Annotated in this window: 20 protein-coding genes; 8 read left to right on the forward strand and 12 right to left on the reverse strand. The window is 71.5% G+C overall.

The features are described from left to right. The first annotated feature begins 5 nt into the window (after window positions 1-5). The gene (locus ABZX96_RS15575) at window positions 6-458 is read left to right on the forward strand and encodes a VOC family protein (protein ID WP_355543934.1); all 453 of its coding nucleotides are present in this window, start codon (window positions 6-8) and stop codon (window positions 456-458) included. A gap of 220 nt (window positions 459-678) precedes the next feature. Here the strand turns inward: ABZX96_RS15575 and ABZX96_RS15580 are convergent, their stop codons facing one another. Continuing rightward, the gene (locus tag ABZX96_RS15580) at window positions 679-1,386 is read right to left on the reverse strand and encodes a class I SAM-dependent methyltransferase (protein WP_355543937.1); all 708 of its coding nucleotides are present in this window, start codon (window positions 1,384-1,386) and stop codon (window positions 679-681) included. Window positions 1,387-1,652: 266 nt separating this feature from the next. On the opposite strand from ABZX96_RS15580, the gene ABZX96_RS15585 reads away from it, so the two are divergent. After that, a complete protein-coding gene (locus ABZX96_RS15585; RefSeq protein WP_355543940.1) occupies window positions 1,653-2,447 on the forward strand; it encodes a phosphotransferase in 795 nt (264 codons plus the stop codon). A 288-nt stretch (window positions 2,448-2,735) separates the two neighbouring features. Here the strand turns inward: ABZX96_RS15585 and ABZX96_RS15590 are convergent, their stop codons facing one another. Next, complete coding sequence (locus tag ABZX96_RS15590; RefSeq protein WP_355543943.1) at window positions 2,736-3,698, reverse strand: NAD(P)-dependent alcohol dehydrogenase; 963 nt, start codon at window positions 3,696-3,698, stop codon at window positions 2,736-2,738. Window positions 3,699-3,809: 111 nt separating this feature from the next. Here ABZX96_RS15590 and ABZX96_RS15595 point away from each other — a divergent pair, with 111 nt between their 5' ends. Continuing rightward, a complete protein-coding gene (locus ABZX96_RS15595; protein ID WP_355543946.1) occupies window positions 3,810-4,391 on the forward strand; it encodes a helix-turn-helix domain-containing protein in 582 nt (193 codons plus the stop codon). 301 nt (window positions 4,392-4,692) lie between these two features. Here the strand turns inward: ABZX96_RS15595 and ABZX96_RS15600 are convergent, their stop codons facing one another. From ABZX96_RS15600 to ABZX96_RS15620, 5 genes are all read right to left on the reverse strand, one after another. Then, the gene (locus ABZX96_RS15600) at window positions 4,693-5,730 is read right to left on the reverse strand and encodes a methyltransferase domain-containing protein (RefSeq protein WP_355543949.1); all 1,038 of its coding nucleotides are present in this window, start codon (window positions 5,728-5,730) and stop codon (window positions 4,693-4,695) included. Between the two features lie 87 nt (window positions 5,731-5,817). Continuing rightward, the gene (locus ABZX96_RS15605) at window positions 5,818-6,240 is read right to left on the reverse strand and encodes a lasso peptide biosynthesis B2 protein (protein ID WP_355543952.1); all 423 of its coding nucleotides are present in this window, start codon (window positions 6,238-6,240) and stop codon (window positions 5,818-5,820) included. Beyond that, window positions 6,237-6,530: a PqqD family protein gene (locus ABZX96_RS15610; RefSeq protein ID WP_355543955.1), complete on the reverse strand. Its 294-nt coding sequence runs from the start codon at window positions 6,528-6,530 to the stop codon at window positions 6,237-6,239. Before ABZX96_RS15610 ends, ABZX96_RS15605 begins: the two co-directional genes overlap by 4 nt. After that, entirely contained in the window at window positions 6,514-8,316 is a 1,803-nt protein-coding gene (locus ABZX96_RS15615; RefSeq protein WP_355543958.1) for an albusnodin/ikarugamycin family macrolactam cyclase, read from the reverse strand. The genes ABZX96_RS15610 and ABZX96_RS15615 overlap by 17 nt, the downstream gene beginning before the upstream one ends. Window positions 8,317-8,428: 112 nt before the next feature. Next, window positions 8,429-8,551, reverse strand: coding sequence for a lasso RiPP family leader peptide-containing protein (locus ABZX96_RS15620; RefSeq protein WP_355543961.1), 123 nt, complete (start codon window positions 8,549-8,551; stop codon window positions 8,429-8,431). 143 nt (window positions 8,552-8,694) lie between these two features. Between ABZX96_RS15620 and ABZX96_RS15625 the strand changes: the two genes are divergently transcribed. Continuing rightward, a complete protein-coding gene (locus ABZX96_RS15625; RefSeq protein ID WP_355543964.1) occupies window positions 8,695-9,978 on the forward strand; it encodes a tetratricopeptide repeat protein in 1,284 nt (427 codons plus the stop codon). A gap of 250 nt (window positions 9,979-10,228) precedes the next feature. Here the strand turns inward: ABZX96_RS15625 and ABZX96_RS15630 are convergent, their stop codons facing one another. The 5 genes from ABZX96_RS15630 to ABZX96_RS15650 form a co-directional block, all read right to left on the reverse strand. Continuing rightward, on the reverse strand, window positions 10,229-11,707 hold the full coding sequence (locus ABZX96_RS15630; RefSeq protein ID WP_355544152.1) for an amino acid permease: 1,479 nt from the start codon (window positions 11,705-11,707) through the stop codon (window positions 10,229-10,231). Window positions 11,708-12,636: 929 nt separating this feature from the next. Next, window positions 12,637-14,064: a sugar porter family MFS transporter gene (locus ABZX96_RS15635; RefSeq protein ID WP_355543967.1), complete on the reverse strand. Its 1,428-nt coding sequence runs from the start codon at window positions 14,062-14,064 to the stop codon at window positions 12,637-12,639. Between the two features lie 5 nt (window positions 14,065-14,069). Next, window positions 14,070-14,930, reverse strand: coding sequence for a sugar phosphate isomerase/epimerase (locus tag ABZX96_RS15640; RefSeq protein WP_355543970.1), 861 nt, complete (start codon window positions 14,928-14,930; stop codon window positions 14,070-14,072). A 635-nt stretch (window positions 14,931-15,565) separates the two neighbouring features. After that, window positions 15,566-16,627 (reverse strand): Gfo/Idh/MocA family oxidoreductase, encoded by a 1,062-nt coding sequence (locus ABZX96_RS15645; RefSeq protein ID WP_355543973.1) that lies wholly within the window; start codon window positions 16,625-16,627, stop codon window positions 15,566-15,568. 167 nt (window positions 16,628-16,794) lie between these two features. Beyond that, window positions 16,795-17,808 (reverse strand): sugar phosphate isomerase/epimerase, encoded by a 1,014-nt coding sequence (locus tag ABZX96_RS15650; RefSeq protein ID WP_355543976.1) that lies wholly within the window; start codon window positions 17,806-17,808, stop codon window positions 16,795-16,797. 320 nt (window positions 17,809-18,128) lie between these two features. Here ABZX96_RS15650 and iolC point away from each other — a divergent pair, with 320 nt between their 5' ends. The 4 genes from iolC to ABZX96_RS15670 all read left to right on the forward strand — a co-directional run bounded on the left by iolC (window position 18,129) and on the right by ABZX96_RS15670 (window position 23,939). Next, on the forward strand, window positions 18,129-19,334 hold the full coding sequence (iolC, locus tag ABZX96_RS15655) for a 5-dehydro-2-deoxygluconokinase (RefSeq protein WP_355543979.1): 1,206 nt from the start codon (window positions 18,129-18,131) through the stop codon (window positions 19,332-19,334). A gap of 277 nt (window positions 19,335-19,611) precedes the next feature. Then, window positions 19,612-20,490 (forward strand): deoxyribose-phosphate aldolase, encoded by an 879-nt coding sequence (locus ABZX96_RS15660; RefSeq protein ID WP_355543982.1) that lies wholly within the window; start codon window positions 19,612-19,614, stop codon window positions 20,488-20,490. An 81-nt stretch (window positions 20,491-20,571) separates the two neighbouring features. Continuing rightward, window positions 20,572-21,648, forward strand: coding sequence for a 5-deoxy-glucuronate isomerase (gene iolB, locus ABZX96_RS15665; protein ID WP_355543985.1), 1,077 nt, complete (start codon window positions 20,572-20,574; stop codon window positions 21,646-21,648). Next, window positions 21,645-23,939, forward strand: coding sequence for a thiamine pyrophosphate-dependent enzyme (locus ABZX96_RS15670; RefSeq protein ID WP_355543988.1), 2,295 nt, complete (start codon window positions 21,645-21,647; stop codon window positions 23,937-23,939). Before iolB ends, ABZX96_RS15670 begins: the two co-directional genes overlap by 4 nt. Window positions 23,940-23,961 lie beyond the last annotated feature (22 nt).

Here is a 23,961-nt window from a genome sequence, read left to right on the forward strand (position 1 = left end):
GTTACATGGCACTGAACTGGAAGCTGGTCATCGATACGAAGGACGCCCTCACGCTCGCGGACTTCTGGGCCGCCGCCCTGGAGTACGAAGTGGAGGACCCCAGCGCGCTCGTCGGCCAGTTGCTGACCGCAGGGCACATCGGCGAGGACGCGGTCACCGAGCACCACGGCCGCCGGGTCTTCCGCGGCTACGCCGCGATCCGGCACCCCGACGACCCCTTCGACGCGACCAGCGGCGTCGGCCGGGGTCGCCGGCTCCTCTTCCAGGACGTGCCCGAGGGCAAGGACGTCAAGAACCGCCTGCACATCGACATCCACAGCGGCCCCGACGGCCTCGACGCCCTGTTGACCCGACTGGAGTCCCTGGGCGCCACCCGCGTCCACGAGGTGGACCGGGGACCGGCCGGCCACTGGTGGGTCATGCGCGACCCGGAGGGCAACGAGTTCTGCGCCGCGTAGGGAGGTAGGGGCGTATGGGCGTAGGGGCGTAGGCGCTCTGCGGGGAGCGGGCGGGAGCGGGCGGGAGGGGGCGGCGGACACGTACGGAAGCCCCGGCCGCCCGGGGGCCGTCAGCGGGGAAGCGCGGGACACCTCACGTCCCGCGCTCGCCGAGTTCCGCGTGCAGCGGCGCCCCGGGCATCCCGGCACGCGTCCGGCCAGGGGCCCGGCCCGCCTACCGTCAAAGGGACGGGACAGCCTCCAGGACGAAGAACAGGAAGCACAGGAAGGACCCCGAAGGATACCTCGCGAGGTCGTCGGGGAACAGCTCTCGGGCGGCTGGTGTGGGGGCCGGTTCGCTCATGACGGCTATTCGGAAGCCGGCCGCGGTGAAGGCGCCGGTCATCGCGTGCAGGGGTCGGTGCCAGTAGGTCAGTACGGCGTTCCGGCCGCTGAAGACGTACTCCTCGGACCACTTGTGGGGCGTGAAGTAGTCGGCGCCGGGGTCGGCCAGCTTCCTGACGAAGGGGTGGTTGACGGCCACGATGAGTCGGCCGCCGGGCGCCAGCACGCGCCGCAGTTCGGCGAGGGGTGCCTCCCAGTCCTCCAGGTAGTGCAGTACCAGGCAGACGATGACGTCGTCGAACGCGCCGTCGGCGAACGGCAGCGGGCCGGCCAGATCGGCCGGGTACAGGGCCGCGTCGTCACCGAGCCGCCGCCTGGCCAGCTCCAGCATCTTCGCGCTGGAATCGACGCCGGTGACGAGCGCGCCCCGCTCGCGCAGCGAGGCGAGCAGGGGGCCCGCGCCGCAGCCGACGTCGAGGACCCGCCGCCCGGCCACGTCACCGGCCAGGTCCAGGATCGCGGGCCGCGTGTAATGGCCGTTGATGAGGTTGGACTCGGTCTCGGCCGCGTACGCCTCGGCGAAGGTGTCGTAGTCGTTGGCCACGGGCTGGCCCGATAAGGACCCGGAAGCATTTTCGAGAGCGGGAGGCATGCGGCACATCGTGGCATGGCCGACCCGCTCCGCATGGATGCGGCACCGGACACCAGGAGACGCCCACCTGACGCGTCAACCTCCAAGCCGGGCCATGGACATCGTCACCCCGGGGACCACGGGCATGTCGAGTGCAGCGGCTTTCTCTCCCGTGCGCCGTGGCTTGGTGCCTGCCCTGTTTGGTGCCTGCCCTGTGACGGTTCTGGCAGGGTGCTGGCATGTCCGAGACACCTTTGCCTGGTGGCGCCGTCAATCAGGTGGTCCGCGTCGGTACGACGGTGCGCAGGCCGCAGCCGGCGCGTCCCGCCTTCGTCCACCGGTTGCTGCGACTTCTGGAGGAGCGGGGCTGGGCGGGTGCCCCGCGTTTCCTCGGCACGGACGAAAAGGGAAGGGAGGTTCTGTCCTGGGTCGGGGGACAGGCCGGCTGGGACGCCGATTGGTGGGGCCGAGCCTGTTCGGACGAGGCTCTGGTGGCGACGGCCAGGCTGGTGCGCGAGTTCCACGACCTGACACACGGCACGTCCCTCGCCGCGCACCACGAGGTCGTGTGCCACAACGACTTGGCTCCGAAGAACACCGTTTTCGCACCGCTCGGTGCCGGCTGGGCACCTGTGGCCTTCATCGACTGGGATCTGGCCGCACCCGGTGAACGGGTCCACGATGTCGCGCACCTGTGTTGGCAGTACCTGGACCTCGGGCCGGGCGTCACCGACCTGCCGGCCACCGCGCGACGCGTCCGAACGATCTGCGACGCGTACGGACTGGAGGACCGGGACCGGGAGCGTCTCGCGGGCGTCATCCTGTGGTGGCAGGAGCGCTGTTGGCGCGGCATCGAAGAGGCTGCCGAACGTGGTGAGGCGGCCATGATCCGCTTGTGCCGGCAGGGAATACCCGAACGGATCCGTGCCGCCCAGCGCTGGGTCTCGGAGCACCTCGCGGTCTTTGAGGCAGGCAGCTCCAAGCGCACCTTGGGACCGGCCGGGCCGGGGCGAAGGGTTGAGCCGAGAGCTTGAGCCGAAGACTTGAGTTGAAAGCTTGAGCTGAACGGGAAGCCCAGTGAGGTTCCCCCATATGCGGGGCACCTCACTCCGGGTGCGGGACGGATTTCGGGCGCCCGCGCGGCTACGAGGGTTCGCGTTCCATGTCGATCCCGCGTGGCTACGAGGGTTCGCGTTCCATGTCGATCCCGCGTGGCTACGAGGGTTCGCGTTCCATGTCGATCCCGCGCGGCTACGGCGTTCGCACTCCATGTCAATCCCGCGCGGCTACGGGTATTCGCGTTCCATATCGCTCCCGCGCGGCTACGGGCGTCCGCGTTCCATATCGATCACGTACTTCCCCCGGACGCCGCCGGCTTCGAGCCTTCTGTGTGCCTCCGCGATGTCGGCCATGGGGAAGACCGTGTCGATCACCGGCCGGACGGCACCTGTCTCGGTGAAGCGGGTCAGCTCGGCGATCCGGTCCGCCGAGGGGTTGTTGCTGAAGAGTTTGAACCGCCGGGGTGCGACGGCCGCCCGCAATCCGGACCCGAGCACGGAGGTGAGCACGCGGTCCGTGTCGAAGGCGAGGGCCACCATGCGCCCGTGCCGGGCCAGCCGCGCCTGATAGGCGCCCAGGTCGGTGCCCACCACGTCGACGATGACGTCGAAGCGGTCGAGATCCTCCGGCCGAGTGGTGCGGTAATCGAACGCCGCGTCGGCTCCGAGTGCGGTGATCCAGTCGAGGTTGCGGGCCGAGGCGAGGGCGGTGACGTGGGCACCGAGGGCCTTGCCCAGTTGTACGGCGACGCTGCCGACGCCCCCGGTCGCGCCACGGATCAGGAGCCGTTCACCGGAGGTGAGCCGCGCCTTGTCCGTCAGCGCGGTCAGTGCGGTGGTACCCGACACGGGAAGAGCCGCGGCTTCGAGGAGGCTCAGGTTTTTCGGCGCCCGGGCCAGCCTCTCCTGGGGGACGCGGACGTAGTCGGCGATGGAGCCGAAGGTGAAGTGGGGCATCAGCCCCCACACCGCGTCGCCGGCTTGCCAAGTCCGGACGCCCGGCCCGGTCGCCGAGACGCGGCCGGCGAAGTCGCCGCCGGTGCCGCGAGGGAACCGGGCCCGGCTGATTCCGCGCATCCGTCCCGAACGGAAGGTGATCTCCCCCGCGTCCACACTGGCGGCGTGGACCTCGACGAGCACCTCGCCGGGGCCTGGCCGCGGGGTGGGCACCTCGTCGACGCGAAGCACCTCGGGCGGACCGAAACGGTCGTACTGCACGGCGCGCATGAATTCTCCCCTCACTCACCGATCACTCGCCGACAAGTGGAGGGACCCTCCACTTGGTCTGGGCTACAGTAACCGGAGGACCACCCCATTTCGCAACCGCAGGAGATCACCGTGAGCGAGCCCGCCCGGCGGCGCCCCATGCGCGCGGACGCCCGGCGCAACTACGAGCGCATCGTCGCCGCGGCGCAGGAAGTGTTCGCCTCGGACGGCGTCGGCGCCTCGCTGGAGGAGATCGCCCGCCGGGCCGAGGTGGGATCGGCGACCCTGCACCGGCATTTCCCGTCCCGGCGCTCGCTGCTCGAAGCCGTCTTCCAGGACCGCGTCGAGGCGCTCTGTTCCAGATCCCGGGAACACGCCGAGCGCAGCAGCCCCGGCGACGCGCTCCTCGCATGGCTCCGCGATCTCAACAGCTACGCGGCGACCAGTCGCGGACTGGCGGCCTCGCTGCTGCACGACAGCCGGGACGCCGACCTCCTGCAACAGAACGACGGCTGCCGAGCGGCCATCACGGCCGCGGCCGGAGAACTCCTGCACCGCGCACAGCAGGCAGGCACGGTACGCCCCGGCGTGTGCGCCGAAGACCTCCTCGCGCTCGTCAACGCCATCTCACTCGTCACCGAGCACCACGATGACGACGCCCAGGCGAACCGACTGCTGGACATCGCCATCGACGGCATCCGCCTGCCCCGATGAAGCCCCACTCCCGCGGCTCGGGGACGTCTCGCCTGTCCTCGGTAGCGCCGCGGTCCGGCGCGGCATCGCGCAGCGCCGAGAGATGCCGGTCGATGCTCTCGACGGCGTGGGCGAGGTGGTGGACGCCCTCGCCGTGGGCCTCCGGGAACTCCGGGCCCAACTCGCGCGGACCAGCCCACCAACGCACCGCGTGCCCCCGCTGGAACATGCCACGCCGCCGCCCCGGGCACGCGGGCCGTCGCGGTCGTAGCCGTCCCGGGCCACGACGCCCGGCGCGTCACCCATCAGGCGGGCTGACGCGTCACGCACCGGGCGGGCTCAGACGCAGGTCCCAGCCGGTGACGCCCTGGCCGTGGTCGGCGGGGACGAGGGTGGGGGTGTAGGTGTCCGGGGCTGGGCGGCCGGCCTTCTCCCACGCGGTGATCCAGGTGCGCAGGGTGGTCAGGGAGGGCGAGTCGGGGGCGTCGGCGAGGATCGTGCCGTCCGTCTGGAGCACGGCGGCCGAGGTCGGGGTGGAGTGTCCCAGGCCCAGCGTGTCCAGCGTCAGTTCGGTCATGGTCAGCCGCGAGTCGCCGGTGGCCGCGGCCCAGGTGCGCCAGCTCCCCCAGGCGATGTCCGGCCCGGCGTACGGTTCGGTGTGGCCGGGCTGGAGCAGCCGGTCCAGTACGGTGCGGGCGCCGTTGTGGCGCCAGTCGTCCTCGGCGCGCCAGGCGATGGACACCCAGGCGGGGGCGGGCACGCGGCGCTCCCAGTCGGCCCAGCGCGCCGGGACGTCGAAGTTGTGGCGGGGAGCGGCGCCGGTTTCGATGTAGGCGCCGGGGAAGAGCCGCTCGACGTGCGGCTGTCCAGCAGTGACGGTGATGACCGCGCCGATGGCGAGGTTCGGCACAGGCCCGATGGGCAGCGTGGCGACGATCCGGCCCCTTTCGGCTACCTGCTCTACCCAGGCGGTGGGCAGCAGCGGCGGGCTGCACCAGCCCAGCAGCCGGTCATACGGGGCGCGGGCGGGGAACCCGACGGTGCCGTCGGCGGCGTGGCAGCGGATGTTGCCCAGGCCGCGCCGGGCGTGGATGTGGTTGGCCCACTGGGTCAGGTACGGGTCGATGTCCACACTGGTGACGGTGCCGTCGGTGCCGACGAGTGCGGAGAGCAGGGCGCCGGAGTAGCCGGAGCCGGTGCCGACTTCCAGCACGTTCATGCCGGGCTCGACCCGCGCGGTCTCCAGCTCGCGGTGGACGTAGATGGGGTTGGTGCGGTGCGGGGTCTCGCCGCGATCGGGGTGGTGGGTGTAATGCCGCTCGGGCACCTGGTCGGTGATGTCGGTCAGGGTGAGGGTCACGTTCGTTCACTCCTTCGAGGCGGGTGCTCGTTCAACGGCGGTGGTCCGGCGGTGGTCACGCGGGCGCGTGGCGTGGGGTTGACGCGGTCAGATGACGAGGGCGGCGTGGTGGTGCCAGCCGCCGGTGGTGTATTCGCCGACCGGGCCGTGCCCCGGCACCTCGGCCCAAGCGTGATAGGCCGTCGGAGGTGGGGCGAAGCGTGCCCCCAGGCACCAGGCCAGGCGGCGGCCCAGGAGCGCCGCCGCCAGGACGGCGCCGAGCGAGGTCTCCGCGCACGCGCACCGCACCGGCCACAGGTGCCCGGCGTGCCGAACGGCGGCGATCAGAGCCTCGGCGCGCTCGGGAGCCAGTGGGCGGCGTCCGGCGCGGCGGGCCCAGCGGACGGCGCGCACGGTGTGCCGGAAGGGCAGCCGCAGCAGGGCCAGGGCCAGCAGCAGGCCGACGGCGGCGGCCAGGCGTTCGGGGAAGGTACCGGTACGGGTGGTGGCGTACGCCTCGATGCTGGTCACCGTCCCCACCTCCAGCCCCACCGACGTGGCAGGGCGGGCGGCACGGTCAGGTCCTGTGCGGCGAGATGAGCGGCGACGGAACGCAGGTCGGCGGCGGCCTGGACAGGCGGCAGGCCGTACCGGGCGGCGTACGGCCCGGCGGCCTGTGTCTCGTCGCCGGCGGCCAGGAGGCAGCGCAGCGCCCACGCCGCGCTCGGGGTCAGATAGGTCCACCGTCCAGTGCGTTCGCTCAAGATCGCGCCGCCCTCGTCGGTGAGGACGGGATGGGCGTCTTTACGCAGTCGCCACACGGCCGGTCACCTCCCACCAGGCGGGCGCGGCGTGGTGGAGTCGACGCAGCCACACTTCAGTGGCGACCGCGGTGTGCAGGGCGCCTTGGGCGGTGGGCTGGCCGGTGGCCGCGCGGCGCAGCATCGCGACCACCGGCGCCTCGGTCACCAGCCCCAGGGCGCCCAGCCGCGAGGAAGGACCGAGCAGGTTACGCACGGTGGCGGCGTGGCGGGCGAGTCCGGCGTAGGACAGGGCGTTGAAGCCGCCCTTGGTCGTTCGGGCCAGGACGAACCCCGGCACCTCCGACGTGTCGGCGAACGCGGCGGCCAGCAGCGGCTTGAAGCGACCCGGGGCACCGCGCTGCTCGGCGGGCACGGCCAGGCAGGCGCGGCGCACCTCGTTGTCCAGATAGGGCGTGGCGATGTCGATGCCGTGTTCGGCCAGGGCCAGGGCGCGCCAGCCGGCCGCGTTGGCCCCGACCCTGGCAAGGTCCTGGTTGTCCGTCCAGTCGGCCAGCCGTGTGGGGGCTTCGATGAGACTGTCGGCGGCGGCGGTGAGGGCGTCGGCGAGCTGGTGGCGGGCGGTGGGGGGCATCCAGTCGGCCGTGGCCAGCAGCGGTGTCCAGGCCAGCGGCCGTTGGGCCTGGGGAACCCAGGGCCGTGGGGCCCGGCGCAGCAGGGCGGCGGTCTGCCGCCAGCAGGTGGGAAGGTCGTGCCGGGCGGCAGGTCGGATGCGGTCCGCGAGGGTCCGTACCGAGGTCTGTCGCAGCCGGGCATGTCCTTGGGCGTGCCGCCAGGCATGCCGGTAGCGCCGCTCCCGCAGTAGGTCGGCCAGGTAGGCGTCGGGGGCGGACAGTACGCCGTCGCCGGCCACACCGGTCAGATGCACCCCGGGCCCCTGCCGGGTCCGGACGGTATCGAGCACCGACCGTTTGATGGCGGCCGTGACCGTGTAGGCGTGCGGGGCGTCGGTGAACGGCAGCGCGGCGATGTCCTCGGGGGCCAACTGGGCGTAGTAGAGGGTGTGGGGGGTCCCGGGCGCCTCGTGGTGGTGGAGGAGGGGCACCGCGGCGGCGGTGCGCCGGGCGTAGGGCAGATCGTCGTCCCGCAGGCGGGGGTCGGCGAAGGTCACGGCGGTCACCGGCCGGTGGCGGGCGGCAAGGCAGGCCACGGTGGTGGAGTCCAGACCGGCCAGGTCCGCGCTGACGGGCCGATCGTCCCGGCGGGCGGCAACCGCCTCGGTGAGCGCCGTGCGGACTGCCGGTCCCGCCTCCTCCAGTAATACCGGCGCGTACGAGAGCGGTTCGTAGCGGATGGTGCGGGCTCCTCCGGGGCCGACCTCCAGCAGGTGCCCGGTCGGCACCCGCCGCACCTCGCGGAACAGAGTGCGTTCGGCCAGGACATCGGGCTGCCCGAAGGCCAGGTGCGCGGCGAGCGCCACCGGATCGACCGGGGCGTCACCCAACGCGGCCAGAGCGGTCGCCGAGGTGGCCCACCAGGTCCCGCCCGGCCGGCGACGCCAGTACACCGGGTGCTGCCCCGACAAGTCCCCGATCACCACCAGTGTCGGGCCGCTGCGGGCCACCACCAGGTAGGAGCCCGGCCAACGGGTCAGCTCCCGCCACCGCCGGGCGCGCACCCACTCCAGCGCCTCGCGTACCTGGCGGTCGTCGGCCCCGCACACCCCGATCACCGCCAGGGCCACCGAACCCGTGCCCGTGGCGCGGACCTGCCGGGCCGACCACCCCGCCGTCCAGACCGTGCCCAGCCCGGCCACCGGCCGCCCCGTCCGGGGGCGCCGGGGCATCGGGCACCCTTCCCATCCCGCGCTCCACCGCATCCCGCGCCTCCAACCTGTTCGCGTGCAGTTGGACAGCTGAGGGGCCGGGCACGGTGCCCGTGCCCGGCCCCTCAGACCGTCAGTCCTTCTTGTACTCGGTGTCGTCGGCGGAGTCGAAGGTGTTGGTACCGAGCGTCACCTCCGCGATGTCGCCGGCGTCCAGCACGACAGGGGCCTCGTAGGCCGGGGTGGTCTGCTCCATGAGCTGTTCCTTTCTCGCTGCCCGGATTCCGCCACCGGGCTGTAACGATCAGTGAACCCATGGATGCGTATGGTGAATAGCTGCCACAATGTCTGCCAGCTGTAGGCCAGTTGTGAACCAGCAGCACGAACGATCGGCCCGACATGAGCATCGGAGAGCGCATTCGCGCGGCACGCAAGGCGCGACGCCCCAAGTGCAGCCAGGCAACGCTCGCCGACGAGCTCTCGGCGGCGCGCTGGGGGAAGCCGGGATTCCTCGACCGCCAGCAGGTCTACCGCTGGGAGACCGGACGACGGGTGCCGCAGGTATGGCTGCCGTTCATCGAAGGGGTACTGCACCTGGAACTGTCCGAAGGCCACGAGTCCCACATTGTCGATACCGTGGCCTCAGTCCTGCTCCTGGGAGGAAGTGACGTGGACCGACGGCAGTTCCTCACAGCGTCCGCAGCCGTCGGCCTGGCCGCGCTCGACCTCCCCGAAGCCGAGGCGGTCACCCGCCGCGTAAACCGGCCCGGTCCCGTGGCCGTGGGCAACGGTGAAGTCACCGCGGTCCGCACGATGACCACCACACTGGGAAATGCCGCCTCCGAACTCGGCGGCGGCCACGCCCGGCACCTGGCGGTGCGCTACCTGACCATCGACGTCAAGCGGTGGCTGAACGGTCGGTACACCGAGAAGATCGGGCGTGAGCTGTTCGCCGCGACGAGCGAGCTGGTCCACCTCATCGGCTGGATGGCCCGGGACGAGGGCAACCAAGGGCTGGGCCAGCAGTACCACCTGCACAGCTTCCGGCTCGCCGCAGAGGCCGGCGAGAACGAACTCGCCGCGACCGCGCTGCGCGGACTGGCGGACCAGGCCATCGACCTGGGCCACTTCTCCACCGCCGTACGGCTCGCCGAAGCGTGCGAGCAACGCGGCCGGAAACTCACCAACCCGAAAGTGCTGGCGTACTACCGCAACACGTTCGCCCGTGCCGCTGCCGCCGATGGTGACCGCACCACCGCCACGAAGATGCTCACCTCCGCACAGTCCGCGATCGAGCACGCCCCGGCCGCACCCGGCCTGTCATGGGCGAGTCACTACAGCCCCGGCCGGTGGGCACACGAGACCGGCATGATCCACGCCCGGCTCGGTGACCTCGCCGCAGCGGAGGAACACCTGCACCTGGCACTCGACACCCACGGCCTGGACCGCAAACGGAGCCGGGCCATCGTGCTCGCCGACCTCGGGCACGTCCAGCTCAAGCGCGGCAACACCGCTCAAGCCCTGAGCACATGGCATGACTTCCTCAACAGCGCGGAAGGCGTGCAGTCCGTACGGATCAACGACGGCTTGACCGACATCGCCGCCCGGCTCCCTCGCATCCCCGGCAACCCGGCCGCCCACGAACTCGCCGAACGCCTCGCAGCCCGTAGGACGGTCTCGTAGCCGGTCGAAGACCCGCCCGCGCACGGCCGGGAGGACTGTGCGGGCGGGCCGCTCCGTTCCCCGACGCCCTGGTGGACCAGGTCGGCGTTGCCGCCGGAGGCCCCCGCTCGCACCCTCGCCTGACTTCCTCGCATCGGGCTCGGTACCACATTGCCGCGCCGGGCGAACCCCGTCAGCCCGGCCCCGTTACAGGGCTCGTGGGAGAGCAACAGGCCATGGAAAGCCGAGTCCACACAGAGGGGTGCCGCCCCTACACCCCCACCCCCGCCCCCTCCTCATCCGCCCCCGCGCCCCGGCGCGCGTCGAGGTTGCTGTGACGGCGGCCGTAGCCGAAGTACAGGGCGAGGCCGACGGCGATCCAGACCAGGAAGCCGACCCAGGTGATGAGCTGGAGGTTGAGCATCAGGTACAGGCAGCACAGCAGGGAGACCAGCGGGATGAACGGCACCCAGGGGGTGCGGAAGGCCCGGGGGAGGTTGGGGGCCGTGCGGCGGAGGATCAGGACGCTCGCGGAGACGGAGGCGAAGGCGAAGAGCGTGCCGATGTTGACCATTTCGGCGAGCAGATCGAACTTCATGAAGGCGGCCAGGCAGGCCATGATGACGCCGAGCACCACGACGTTGATCTTCGGGGTGCCGTGCCGGGGGTCCACCTTGTAGAGGGCCTTGGGGAGCAGGCCGTCGCGGGCCATCGCGAAGATCACCCGGCTCTGCGAGCGGAAGCAGATCAGGCTCACCGCGGCCAGCCCCACCACCGCGCCGATGCTGATGATCGTGGCGAAGACGGGGTGCCCCTTGGCGGTGAAGGCGTCGGCGAGCGGGGCGCCGACCGACAGTTCGGAGTAGTGCTGCATGCCGGTGACCACCAGGCACACGGCCACGTAGAGCACGGTGACGACGACCAGCGAGGCGATGATGCCGATCGGCAGGTCCCGCTGGGGGCGGCGGGTCTCCTCGGCGGAGGTGGCCACCATGTCGAACCCGATGTAGGCGAAGAAGACCATCGCCGCCGCGCTGAGGATGCCGGACACGCCGAACGCGGTCGGGGTGATGCCGGTGAGCACCTGGAGCAGCGGGGCGTCCAGGCCGGAGACGCGGGCCGTGTGCTGGGCCTCGGGGATGAAGGGCGAGTAGTTCGAGCTGTCGATGAAGAACAGCCCCGCGACGATCACCAGCAGCACGATGGCGAACTTGATCCCCACCAGGACGTTGGTCACCCCCTTGGACAGCTTGCCGCCCACGATGAGCACCGCCGTCAGGATGAGCACGAGCAGCGCGGCCGGCAGGTTCAGCACGGCGTCGTCACCACCGCTCACCGCGGCGGGCAGATGCAGGCCGATGCTGTTCAGCAGGGATTGCAGGTACCCCGACCAGCCCACCGCGACGACGGCGGTGGCCAGCGTCAGTTCCAGGCTCAGGGCCCACCCGATGACCCAGGCCGGCAATTCGCCGAGCGCGGTGTAGGAGTACGAATAGGCGGAACCCGCGACGGGGACCGAGGACGCGAACTCGGCATAACACAGCGCGGCGCAGCCACACACCGCGGCGGCGATGACGAAGGAAAGCGCGACGGCCGGACCCGCCATGTTCCGGGCCACCGTGCCCGTGAGCACGAAGATTCCGGTGCCGAGAATGACACCGACCCCGAGGACCGTCAGATCGAACGCGGAAAGGTCACGGCGAAGGTGTTGTTCACCTTCTCCGCGAGCCTCCTTGATGGCACGTTCCAGGGGCTTTTTTCGCAGCAGACTCACGGTGTTGTTCCGAACTTTCTAAGCGGTGCGGGAACGGACGTACGCGGTCCCCGACGGAGTGTCCGTCAGCTTTCCGCCTTCTCGCAACGTGATGCTGTGGTGTCTCAGATGCTGGAATCGTGGGTGGGGGTGGATGGGGGTAGATGGGGGGCGGATGTGGCCGGACCAGGGGCGATGTGGGTGGTGCTGGGGGGTCCGTTGTTTCTTGGGGACGGTGGTGGCTGGGTTTTGGCAAGGTTCCCCGGTCGGTTCTCGGGCGTTTCTCGGGTGCTTCTCGGGTGCTTCTTGAGCGTTTCTTGAGCGTTTCTTCGGTGGCTCTCTGGTTGCTGCTCCGAGGGGGCTTGGGGGGTGCTTGGGGGGCGGTGGCGTGGGTGTTCTGGAGAGGGGTGCTTCTTCGGTGTTCGGGGTTTCTCGCCTGCTTCGGCTGCCTGTGCACAGTGGTGACGAGTTCCCGTGCCGACGGATATCTCGGGGGAGGTGCGGTCGTTACCGGGCGCCGTCTTTCGGGACGAGTGCTTGACCGCCGCCACGCAGGCCCGTCCCTCTCCATCCCGCCGAAAGAACCGCTTCCACGGAGAGAACCTTCCACACCGCAGGCCCTCCCGCATGGGGAGCGGTGCGTGTGCCTCGTCCGAATGGGCCTGGCGGGGTGCCGGACGGTGATTCCGGCCCCCGTTTGATTGGTCCGGTTGATTGGTCCGTCTGGTCGGTCTGTGTGGTTGGTCTGTGTGGTCGCTCTGTGTGGTTGGTCTGTCTGGTCGGTCTGTGTTGTCGGTCTGTCTGATCGGCCCGTCCGGTCGGTTCGCCCGTGGGTTGTCCGCCTGGGGCTCGTCCGAATGGGCTCGGTCGGGTCGCCGGGCGGTGCCGGCCGGTGGCCCGGGTGGTCGCTTCCGGCTCCGGCCGCGTCACCGTTCCCCGGTCGACCGCCGCAGTGCCTGTTCCAGGTCCTCCAGCGCCATACCCTTGGTCTCCGGGGCGTACCGGCGGCAGAAGAGCAGGGACAGTACGCACAGACCGGCGAAGATCCAGAAGGTGGGGCCGGCGCCCACCGCGTCGAGCAGGACGGGGAAGAACAGGGCCACCGCGAAGTTGGCCAGCCACATCACGAACACGGCCGCCCCCATCGCCAGCCCCCGCACCCTCAGCGGGAACATCTCGGCGAGCAGCAGCCAGACGCCGGTGTTCAGCGTGGCTTGCATGCAGCCCATGTACGCGACCATCAGCGCCAGGACGAGCCAGCTCACGCCGGGGGAGGGCGGGAGCCGGAAGGCGGCCCCGAGGAGGACCAGGGAGACGGCCATGCCGGACAGGCCGGTCAGCAGCAGTGGGCGTCGGCCGACCTTGTCGATCAGGCTCATGCCGATCGCGGTGGCGAGGACGGAGACTGCGCCCACCGCGATGGTCGCGGTGATCGCGGCGCCGGTGCCCAGGCCCGTCGTCTCCAGGATCTTGGGCGCGAAGTAGATGACGGCGTTGACGCCGGTGATCTGCTGGACGACGGCCAGGCCGATGCCGATCAGCAGCAGCCGGCGCACCCACGGCGTGCGCAGTTCCCGCCAGGCGGCGTGCCGCGCGTCCGCCTCCACGGCGCGCGCCCGGTCCACGCGCGCCAGCTCCGCGCCGACCTCGTCGGCGGGCAGGGTGCGGCGCAGCACCCGGGCCGCGTCCTGCGTGCGGCCTTTGCTGACGTACCACCGCGGGGTGTCGGGCAGGAAGAAGAGCCCGACGAAGAGCGCCACGGCAGGCACGGCCGCCAGCCCCAGCATCCAGCGCCAGGCCCCCCACTGCGCGAGCACCGCGTTGAGCACGTATGCCAGCAACTGACCGCTGACGATCATCAAGGAATTGAACGAGACCAGTCGCCCCCGTATGTGCGGGGGCGAGATCTCCGACAGGTACAGGGGCGTGATGACGGACGCGCTGCCGACCGCGAGCCCCAGCGCGCACCGGGCGACCACCATGAACGGCACGCTCGGCGCCACGGCGACCGCCACGGCGCCCCCGATGAACACCGCCCCCGCCCACAGCAGCGCGTCCCGCCGTCCCAGCGCGTCCGCCATCCGGCCGCCGACCAGCGACCCGAAGGCCGCGCCGATCAGCAGGGAACTGGTGACGACGCCTTCCCCGAGCGAGGTGAGGCCGAAGTGCGTCCGGAGGAAGGGCAGCGCGCCGGAGACGACACCGGTGTCGTAACCGAAGAGGGCACCGCCGAGCGCCGCGACGGCGGCGATGGCCAGGATGAAACGTCTGGGGCCGCGGGCACCGCTCGCCGACGCCGGGGTAGTGGGGTGCGGCGGCGGCGCGGGACGGGAGGAGCGGGAGGAGGTGGCCACCGTGGTCAGCTCCAGTTCGCCTTGAGGTACGTCTCGATCGTCTCGCGCATGAAACGCGAGGACTCCTTGGCGCGCTCCTCCCACGCGAAGACCGACGAGACGAGGGTGCCGTCGAAACCGTTCGCGGCCAGCGCGCGGAACAGCTCGTCGAAGTCCACCTCACCCTGCCCGATGTCGAGGTGCTGGTGGACGCGTACGGCGGAGCCGGGCGGATTGACGATGTAGCGCAGGCCCGACGACGCGCGGTGGTCGAAGGAGTCCGCGAGGTGCACGGCCGTCAGCAGCTCGCCGGCGTGCCGGATGATGCCGGGCGCGTCGTCGCCCTGGTGGAAGGTGTGCGGGGCGCAGTACAGGAAGGACACCAGGGGGTGATTGATGCCGCGGATCAGGTCCACGGCGGCGTGCCCGTCCTCGACGAAGTCGTCGGGGTGCGGTTCGAGCGCCAGGGAGATGCCCTCGCGTTCGAAGAGCGGCAGCAGTTCCTCCAGCGAGCGCCAGAACTGTCCCTCGCTGCGTCCGGCCTGTTCGGGGCGCCCGCTGAACTCCGAGTTCATCGTGTCCACGCCGAGGTCGGCGGTGATGCGGATGGCCCGTTTCCAGTAGCGGACGGCGGCCTGCCGCTCGTCCTCGTCGGGCGAGGACCACTTGTAGAGGGGGAGGACAGAGGAGATGCCGACGCCCGCGGCGGCCAGTTCCGTGCGGAATCTCTGGACGGTTGTGTCGTCGATCCGCGGGTGGAGGAAGAACGGGTTCACGTCGTCGCGCGGGGAGAGCTCGATCCATTCGAAGCCCAACTCGGCTACGAGGGCGGGGAGTTCGAGCAATGGGACGTGTCGGAACATGTAGGGGTCAAGGGCGATCTTCATGGGGGTACCTCGGATGTCTTGGGGTGCCTCGCGGGTGGGTTGGTTGTTTGTCTTCGGCTTCGGTGTCGGCTTTGGCTTCGGTTTCGGCTTGTCGCTTGCTGCTCTTGCTGCTTTTGCTGGGTGTGGGTGTGGTGCGGTTGTGCCGTGTGGGGGCAGCGCGCAGGCAGCAGTGAGCTCCGCGCGTACGCCGGTGCTCCGCGCGTGGGCAGGAGGGCGATCGCACTCACGCGCGGGGGCGCGTTCCGGCGCAGACTGGACGCGCACGCGCGCTTTTGTGTTCGTGCGCTGGCTGCACCCTGCTCACACCGGCCCTCACGCCCGCGCTCGCGCGGCACTTGCGAAACGCGCCAGGGCGCGAGCGCCGGCGCGGGTTACGGCGACTCGGCGCGAGCCTCAGCCGGTCGCCGGTCATCGTTCGCCGTTCGGCTTGGCATGGCCGCTGTTCAGACTGGCGTGCCACCTCGGCAGGCCTCGGCGGCCGGACGACTGCTCCGGGCCCCGGCACTCACCCGTCCAGCACCGGCCGTTCGATCACCCATAAGACGTGGGCCGTCCACTCACCGGCAAGACACGGACCGTTCGATCACCCGTAAGACACGGGCTGTTGGATCACCCGCAAGACGCGGGCCGTCCGCTCACCCGTAAAACGCCGGCCGCTCGATCATCCGCACCTCGACGCGTTCACCCGTGGTCTGCGCGGCTACGCCCGCCTCGCACACCGCAGCCGCCGCGTACCCGTCCCACGCGCTCGGCCCCTCGGTCTCGCCGCGCCGGGTCGCGTCCACCCACCGCTGGACCTGGCGGTCGTATGCCGCCTCGAAGCGCTCCACGAACCCGGGGGTGATGTCGCCACCCCAGCGGCCCGCCGCGTTCACGTGCACCCCGTGCTCGTCACCGATCGTCGCCGTGCCGTCCTCGCACACCGCCTCGCAGCGGACCTGGTAGCCGAAGCCGCAGTTGACGAACAACTCGGTGTCCACGATCTGCCCGGCCGCCGTCTCGAAGAGGATCAGTTGCGGGTCGCTGAGCCGCGCGGGGGCGTGCGTGGTGGGTGCGGGCCGGAACACGCGGACCGCCGTGATCTCCTCGTCCAGCAGCCAGCGCGTCACGTCCACCTCGTGGACGAGGGAGTCGTGGATCATCATGGCGTTGCTGAAGCCGGGTGGGGTGTCGGCGTTGCGGTGCTTGTGGTGCAGCAGCAGCGTGCGTCCGTAGGAGCGTCGGCTCAGCAGGTCTTTCAGCTTCAGGTAGTCCGCGTCGTACCGGCGCATGAAGCCGACCTGTACGCGCCGGTGGCCCAGCCGCTGCTCGGCCGCCATGACGCGCAGCGCCGATCCCGGGTCGGGGGTGAGTGGCTTCTCGCACAGGACGGGCAGGTCGTGTTCGAAGGCGGTGAGCAACGCGGCCTCGTGCGCGGGGCCGGGGGAGGCGATGAGGACGGCGTGCACGTCCGGGTCGTGCATCGCGGCGGCCGGGTCGGTGTAGGGCACGGCGCCCTCGACGCCGTCGGCCACGCTCCTGACCCGGTCGGCGTCGACGTCGACGACCGCGGCCACCCGCGCCCCGCTGATCACCTCGTTGATCCGGCGCACGTGGTCGGCGCCCATCCGCCCGGTGCCGATGACGGCGACGCCGAGCGTGCCGCCCGCCGCCCGCACGTCCGACACGGCTGCCGGTATCCCCTGCGATGTCGTCATGTCGTCTCTCTCCTTGGTGCGGTGCGGTGCGGTGCGATGCGATGCGGTGTGTGGGTGAGGGGGTACGGACGGGTGTGCCGCGGACGAAGCGTGGGCAGGGGTCGGCTCCCGTACGCCGTGGACGGCTTCCCCTACGCCGTGGACGGCTTCCCCTACGCCGTGGACCGTCAGGCCCCGCAGGAGCGCAGGAAGCGGCGGGTGCGTTCGGCGATGGGGAGGGGGCGGTCGGGCGGGCAGGGGTACATGTCCTGCTCGACGATCGCGAAGAGGTCCACGCCCAGCGCCTGCGCCGCCTCCAGCACGGGCGGCAGCGCGGGCACGCCGAGCGGCGGCTCGCACATCACCCCCTGCCGGACCGCGGGCCCGAAGGGCGTGCCGCGTGCGACGACGTCCGCGAGGATGTCCGGGTCCACCTGCTTGAGGTGCAGGTAACCGATCCGTTCGCCGTACGTCTCGATGAGCCGGACGCTGTCGCCGCCGCAGTAGGCGTAGTGGCCGGTGTCCAGGCACAGGTTGACGAGGTCGGCGTCGGTGCCGTCCAGGAAGCGCGCGACGTGTTCCTCGGTGTCGATGTGGGTGTCGGCGTGCGGGTGGACGACGATGCCGAGGCCGAACTCCTCGCGCACGCGGGCGCCCAGCCGCTCCATGCCGCGGGTGAGGTGGTGCCACTGTTCGGCGGTCAGTTCGCGCGGTTCCAGTTCCTCGGCGGTCTTGTCGTCCCGCCAGAAGGAGGGGATGACGACCAGGTGCCGGGCGCCCATGGCCTGGGTGAGCGTGGCGACTTGGCTGACGTGTTCCCAGGTCGCGTCCCATACGGCGGGGCCGTGGTGCAGGGAGGTGAAGACCGTGCCGGCCGAGACCTTCAGTCCGCGCCGCCCGGTCTCCTCGCGCAGGACGGCGGGGTCGGTGGGCAGGTAGCCGTACGGGCCGAGCTCGATCCACTCGTACTGGGCCTGCGCGACCTCGTCCAGGAAGCGCTGCCAGGGCACCTGCTGGTCGTCGTCCGGGAACCAGACGCCCCAGGAGTCGGGCGCCGAGCCGACGCGGAGACGGTCCAGGACGGGGGGCTGCTGAGTCCGCGCTTCTTGGGTGGACGGTCCCTGGGGGGACGGTCCCTGGGCGGGGGGCTCCTGCGCGGGGCTCGGGACGTGGGGAACGGCGCGGGGTGCGGGTGCGGACATGCTGCGGCTCTCCTCTCGCCGGTCGGCGGTGACCGGGAGGCGCTCGTGATCGTCACGGATGCGGGGCGCGGCGGGGCGCTCGGTGGGGCACAGCCTTCATGGCCTCGTCAGGGGTGTCAAGAGTTCGTCAGGACATACGGACTTAATGACGTCGACAGGTGAACGCCGTGCGGTAGACGCCGCGTTCTCACTTTGATCACGCTCCTGCCGTCAATGATTGATCATGGTTCTCGGCGACGTCAGAATGTCAGGACAAAGTATTGACAGGGGTTGTCGCGCCCGGCTAGACCTGTGGGCAACTCGAACGGAGAGGCCCGCCGATGACCGCCGCGCACGCCAGCAACGTCACCGATGTCACCCCCACGCCGCGTGCCGAGAACGCCGCCGGGCCGCGTGCCGAGAACGCCGCCGCGTCGCGTCCGGAGAAGCCGGCGTCGCATGCCGTCAAGTCCGCGTCGCGTCCGGAGAAGCCCGCGTCGCACGCCGAGGAGCCGCGTACGGCTCAAGGACGAACGGAGGCGGCGAACCCGGACGCCCACCCGTACGACCTGATCACCATGGGACGGATCGGCGTCGACCTCTACCCCCTCCAGAGCGGCGTCCCGCTCGCCCAGGTCGAGACCTTCGGCAAGTTCCTCGGCGGCTCCGCCACCAACGTCGCGGTCGCCGCCGCCCGCCTCGGTCGCCGCACGGCCGTCGTCACCCGCACCGGGCGCGACCCCTTCGGCGACTACCTCCACCAGGCGCTACGGGACTTCGGCGTGGACGACCGCTGGGTGACCCCCGTCGACCGGTACCCGACGCCCGTCACCTTCTGCGAGATCTTCCCGCCCGACGACTTCCCGCTCTACTTCTACCGCCGTCCCAAGGCCCCCGACCTGGAGATCCGCCCCGAGGAACTGGACCTGGACGCCATCCGCGCCGCCCGGATCTTCTGGATCACCGGCACGGGCCTGTGCGAGGAACCCAGCCGGTCCGCCACGCTCGCCGCGCTCGAAGCCCGCGCCCGGGCCGGCATCACCGTCTTCGACCTCGACTGGCGCCCCATGTTCTGGGGCGGCGAGGGCGGCGCCTCGGGGGACGATGGTGCCACCGGCCGGGCGGCACGCGAAAAGGCACGGCCGTTTTACGAGGCCGCGCTCGCCCACGCGACCGTCGCGGTAGGCAACGTGGACGAGGCCGAAGTCGCCACCGGCCACCGCGCGCCGGAGGAATGCGCCCGCGCACTGCTCGACATGGGCGTCGAACTGGCCGTCGTCAAGCAGGGCCCGAAGGGCGTCCTGGCCGTGCACCGCGACGGCCGGTCCGTGCAGGTCCCGCCCACACCGGTCGAGGTCGTCAACGGCCTGGGCGCCGGGGACGCCTTCGGCGGCTCGCTGTGCCACGGCCTGCTCGCCGGCTGGGAACTGGAGCCGACGATGCGGTACGCGAACGCGGCCGGCGCCATCGTCGCCTCCCGGCTGGCCTGCTCGTCCGCGATGCCGACGACGGACGAGGTGGAGGCCCTCCTCGCGATGGCCCTTTGACGCTGCCCCGGGGGTGGAGGCCCTCCTCGCGTGGGGCCTTCGGACGCCCTTACCCGCGTGGGAGGAGGAGCCTTTGCCGCCTTCTCCCAGGGAGTCTCCTCTCAAGGTGCCTCTTGACGCCTCCTCTTGATGCCTCTTCCGGCCTCCTTCTCCCAGCGCGGGAGCCCAGCTTGGGAGCCCCAGCGCGGGACCACTCCCCGCGATGGCCTTCCTTCCGACGCCCTTTTCCCGCCCCCTCCCCCCGCCGCCGTCACCCTCACAGAAGGTGAGCCACGCCGTGACCACTCGGATCTCCGACATCGTGACGCTACGGGCCCGGAACCCGGGAGCCGTCGCGGAGGCCGCGGCGCGCCGTCCCCGCCGGCCCCTCATCGGTCCCAGCGGCCGGTTGATGATCATCGCCGCGGACCACCCGGCGCGCGGCGCGCTCGCCGTCGGCGGACGCGACCTGGCCATGGCCAACCGCGTCGACCTGCTGGAACGGCTGTGCCTGGCGCTGTCCCGCCCGGGCGTGGACGGAGTGCTGGCCACCGCCGACATCCTGGAGGACCTGCTGCTCCTCGGGGTGCTCGACGGCAAGGTCGTCATGGGCTCCATGAACCGCGGCGGCATCGCCGACGCCAGCTTCGAAATGGACGACCGGTTCACCGGCCATCGCGCCCGCGACCTGGCGCGGCTCCGTTTCGACGCGGGGAAGTTGCTGTTGCGCATCGACTACGACGACCCGGGCTCGCTCGCCACGATGGAAACCGCCGCGCGAACCATCGACGCCATGGCCGAGCACCGACTGCCCACCTTCGTCGAACCGTTCATCTCGCGCCGGGTCGAGGGGAAGGTCGTCAACGACCTGAGCGCCGAGGCCGTCATGAGGTCCGTCGCCATCGCCTCCGGCCTGGGCGGCACCTCCGCGTACACCTGGCTCAAGCTGCCCGTCACCCAGGACCCGGAAGACATGGCCCGCGTCTGTGAGACCTCCACGCTACCCACGGTCCTCCTGGGCGGCGAGGTCGCCGCGGACCAGGACGACACCTACGACAAGTGGCGCAAGGCCCTGCGCCTGCCCACCGTCCAGGGCCTGATCGTCGGCCGCTCGCTGCTCTATCCGGCGGACGGTGACGTGGCATCGGCGGTGGACACGGCGGTGAGCCTGCTGTGAGGGCGCGCGGGTAGGACAGGAGTCCGGAAGCACCCGCCTCGCCCCATACCCCGCACCCCCTCACCCCAGGAGACTTGCACCATGAGCGCCATGAATGCCGACTTCCACCTCCGGGCCGGGTACGCGGCCCCCGGCCCGTACGCCCTGGACATCAGCCCCGAGAGCGCCGGTTGGGCGCATTCCTCGCTGCGGGTGCTGGACCTGCCGCCCGGCGGCTCGCACGAGTTCGCCACCGGGGACAGCGAGTGGATCGTGCTGCCGCTGAGCGGCGGCTGCACCGTCACCTTGGACAGCGGCGAGGTCTTCGAACTCGCCGGACGGGCCAGCGTTTTCAGCGGCGTCACCGACTTCGCGTACGTGCCACGCGACGCGCACGCGCGGATCACGACCGGGGACGGCGACGGGGACGGGACCGGCGGTCGGGATGGGAACGGGAACGTGACCGGCAGCGGGGACGAGAACGCAACCGGCGGTGGGGACGCAACAGGCAGCCGGAGTGGAACCGCTAGCGGGACCGGCATCGGGACCGGAACCGGCACCGGTATCGGCATCGGCACCGGCGGCGGGCGGTTCGCGCTGGCCGGGGCGCGGTGTACGCGTCGCCTCGCGCCCCGTTACGCGCCGGCGCGCGACGTACCCGTGGAACTGCGCGGCACCGGCACCTGCTCCCGGCAGGTCAACAACTTCGCCGCCGCCGACGCGTTCGCCTGCGACAAACTCATCGCCGTCGAGGTGCTCACCCCCGGCGGCAACTGGTCGTCCTACCCGCCGCACAAACACGACGACCACCGGCCCGGCGAGGAATCCGAGCTGGAGGAGATCTACTACTTCGAGATCGCCGCCCCCCACGGCTCCGAAGGCGTCGGCTACCAGCGGGTGACACCGTCCGGGCGCGGGCGCGGCACCGACGTGCTCGCCGAGGTCCGCACCGGGGACGCCGTCCTGATCCCGGACGGCTGGCACGGCCCGTCCATCGCCTCGCCCGGTCACACCATGTACTACCTCAACGTCATGGCGGGCCCGGGGGACGATCGCCAGTGGCTGATCCGCGACCACCCTGACCACGCCTGGATCCGCGACACCTGGCCCACCCAGCCCGTGGACCCCCGCCTCCCCTTCTACACCGCGCCCTCAGGAGACACAGGAGACCCCCGATGACCGCCCCCACGCCCGGCCCGCTCCCCGAGTCATCCGGACGCCCCGCCCCGAAGCCGTCGGACGCCGCCATGAACTCGTCCTCCGCCACCGCGAAATCGTCAGGCGCGGCCCCGGAGTCGTCATCCGCCGCCCCAGAATCGTCAGGCGCGGCCCCGAAGCCGTCGGACACCTCCATCAAGCCGTCGGACACCTCCATCAAGTCGTCGGACACCTCCGCCAAGCCGTCGGGAACAATCCGGGAATCGTCAGGAACAGTCCCGCACCCGTCGGAAACCGCCCCGAAGTCGCCAGGCACCGCCCCGGAGTCGCCAGGTGCCGCCCCCGCCACCCGACACCTCACCGTCGCGCAGGCCCTGGTGGAGTTCCTGACCCGCCAGTACACCGAGCGGGACGGGCACCGCCACCGCCTCATCGACGCCTGCTGGGGCATCTTCGGGCACGGCAACGTCGCGGGCATCGGCCAGGCGCTGCTGGAGTCCAAGGGCGCGTTGCGGTTCCTCCAGGGGCGCAACGAGCAGGCCATGGTGCACGCGGCCGTGGGGTACGCGCGCCAGCGCGACCGGCTCTCCGCGCACGCCGTCACCACCTCCATCGGGCCCGGCGCCACCAACCTCGTCACCGGCGCCGCGCTGGCCACCGTCAACCGCCTGCCGGTCCTGCTGCTCCCCGGCGACACCTTCGCCACCCGCCCGGCCGACCCGGTGCTCCAGCAGCTCGAAGTGCCGTACGCGGGCGACGTGTCGGTCAACGACGCGCTGCGCCCCGTCTCGCGCTACTTCGACCGGGTCACCCGCCCCGAGGCGCTGATCCCGGCCGCGCTCCAGGCGATGCGCGTGCTCACCGACCCGGCCCAGACCGGCGCCGTCACCCTTGCGCTGCCGCAGGACGTGCAGGCCGAGGCGTACGACTGGCCGGAGGAGTTCTTCGCCGAGCGGGTGTGGCGGGTGCCCCGCCCGGCGCCGGACCCGGACGCGCTCGCGGACGCCGTACGCGCCGTACGGGCGGCCGAGCGCCCCCTGATCATCGCGGGCGGCGGCGTCCACCACAGCGAGGCCGAGGACGCGTTGCGCGCCCTCGCCGACGCGACCGGCATCCCCGTGGCCTCCACCCAGGCGGGCAAGGGCTCACTGCGCCACGACCACCCGGCCGACGTGGGCGGCATCGGCCACACCGGCACCGCCACCGCCGCCGGACTGGCCCGCCGCGCCGACCTCGTCATCGGCGTCGGCACCCGCTACACCGACTTCACCACCGCCTCCGCGACCCTCTTCACCACCCCCGGCGTCCGCTTCGTCAACCTCAACATCACCTCCTTCGACGCCCACAAGCTCGCCGCCCTCCCCTTGGTCGCCGACGCCCGCACGGGTTTGGAAGCACTGACCGCCGCGCTCGTCGGCCCCCGCCGCATCGATCCCGCGTACGAAGACGAGTACCGGGCCGGTCCGGCATACGAGAACGCGCACCGGGTCGGCGCGGAGGAACAGCAGGGCGCCTACCGGGTGGACGCGGCATACAGGGACGAGTACCGCGTGGCGAAGGCCGACTGGGAAGCCCGCGTAGACGCCGTCTACGCCGCCCCCGACGACTCCGTGCGCCCCTCCCAGACCCAGGTCCTGGGAGCCCTGGACGCGGTCGTCGGCGACCACGACGTCGTCGTCAACGCGGCCGGCTCGCTCCCCGGCGACCTGCACAAGCTCTGGCGGGCCCGCTCCCGCCGCCAGTACCACCTCGAATACGGCTACTCCTGCATGGGGTACGAGATCCCCGCCGCGATCGGCGTCCGGCTCGCCGCGCCCGACCGTCCCGTATGGGCGCTGGTCGGCGACGGCACGTACCTGATGATGCCCACCGAGATCGTCACCGCCGTCCAGGAGGGCATCAACATCAACATCGTCCTCCTCCAGAACCACGGCTACGCCTCCATCGGCGGCCTCTCCCGGCAGACCGGCGCCGAGGGCTTCGGCACGGCCTACCGCTTCCGCGCCGACGACGGCACATACACGGGAGCCCCCCTCCCCGTGGACCTGGCCGCGAACGCCGCCTCGCTCGGCCTCGACGTCCTCCGGGCCACCACGGTCCGCGAACTGCGCACCGCCCTCACCCAGGCCCGCACCTCCCCCCGCCCCACCTGCGTCTACGTCGAGACCGACACGTCCGCCGCCGCTCCGGACGCACCAGAGGCCCAAGCCTGGTGGGACGTCCCGGTGGCCCAGACGGCCACCCGCCCGGCCGCGATCGATGCCCGCGAGACCTACGAACGCCACGCGGCGGAACGGCGACGGCATCTATAGACGGCACCTATAGACCACGCCT

Source organism: Streptomyces sp. NPDC003077, from assembly GCF_040611095.1.
GTDB lineage: Bacteria > Actinomycetota > Actinomycetes > Streptomycetales > Streptomycetaceae > Streptomyces.

Coding starts and splice junctions, on each gene's coding strand:
- ABZX96_RS15575 (WP_355543934.1), top strand. CDS start 6: ATGGCACTGAACTGGAAGCTGGTCATCGATACGAAGGACGCCCTCACG.
- ABZX96_RS15585 (WP_355543940.1), top strand. CDS start 1,653: ATGTCCGAGACACCTTTGCCTGGTGGCGCCGTCAATCAGGTGGTCCGC.
- ABZX96_RS15590 (WP_355543943.1), bottom strand. CDS start 3,698: ATGCGCGCCGTGCAGTACGACCGTTTCGGTCCGCCCGAGGTGCTTCGC.
- ABZX96_RS15615 (WP_355543958.1), bottom strand. CDS start 8,316: ATGCCCCGGCGCCCCCGGACGGGGCGGCCGGTGGCCGGGCTGGGCACG.
- ABZX96_RS15620 (WP_355543961.1), bottom strand. CDS start 8,551: ATGGAGCAGACCACCCCGGCCTACGAGGCCCCTGTCGTGCTGGACGCC.
- ABZX96_RS15625 (WP_355543964.1), top strand. CDS start 8,695: ATGAGCATCGGAGAGCGCATTCGCGCGGCACGCAAGGCGCGACGCCCC.
- ABZX96_RS15640 (WP_355543970.1), bottom strand. CDS start 14,930: ATGAAGATCGCCCTTGACCCCTACATGTTCCGACACGTCCCATTGCTC.
- ABZX96_RS15645 (WP_355543973.1), bottom strand. CDS start 16,627: ATGACGACATCGCAGGGGATACCGGCAGCCGTGTCGGACGTGCGGGCG.
- ABZX96_RS15650 (WP_355543976.1), bottom strand. CDS start 17,808: ATGTCCGCACCCGCACCCCGCGCCGTTCCCCACGTCCCGAGCCCCGCG.
- iolC (WP_355543979.1), top strand. CDS start 18,129: ATGACCGCCGCGCACGCCAGCAACGTCACCGATGTCACCCCCACGCCG.
- iolB (WP_355543985.1), top strand. CDS start 20,572: ATGAGCGCCATGAATGCCGACTTCCACCTCCGGGCCGGGTACGCGGCC.
- ABZX96_RS15670 (WP_355543988.1), top strand. CDS start 21,645: ATGACCGCCCCCACGCCCGGCCCGCTCCCCGAGTCATCCGGACGCCCC.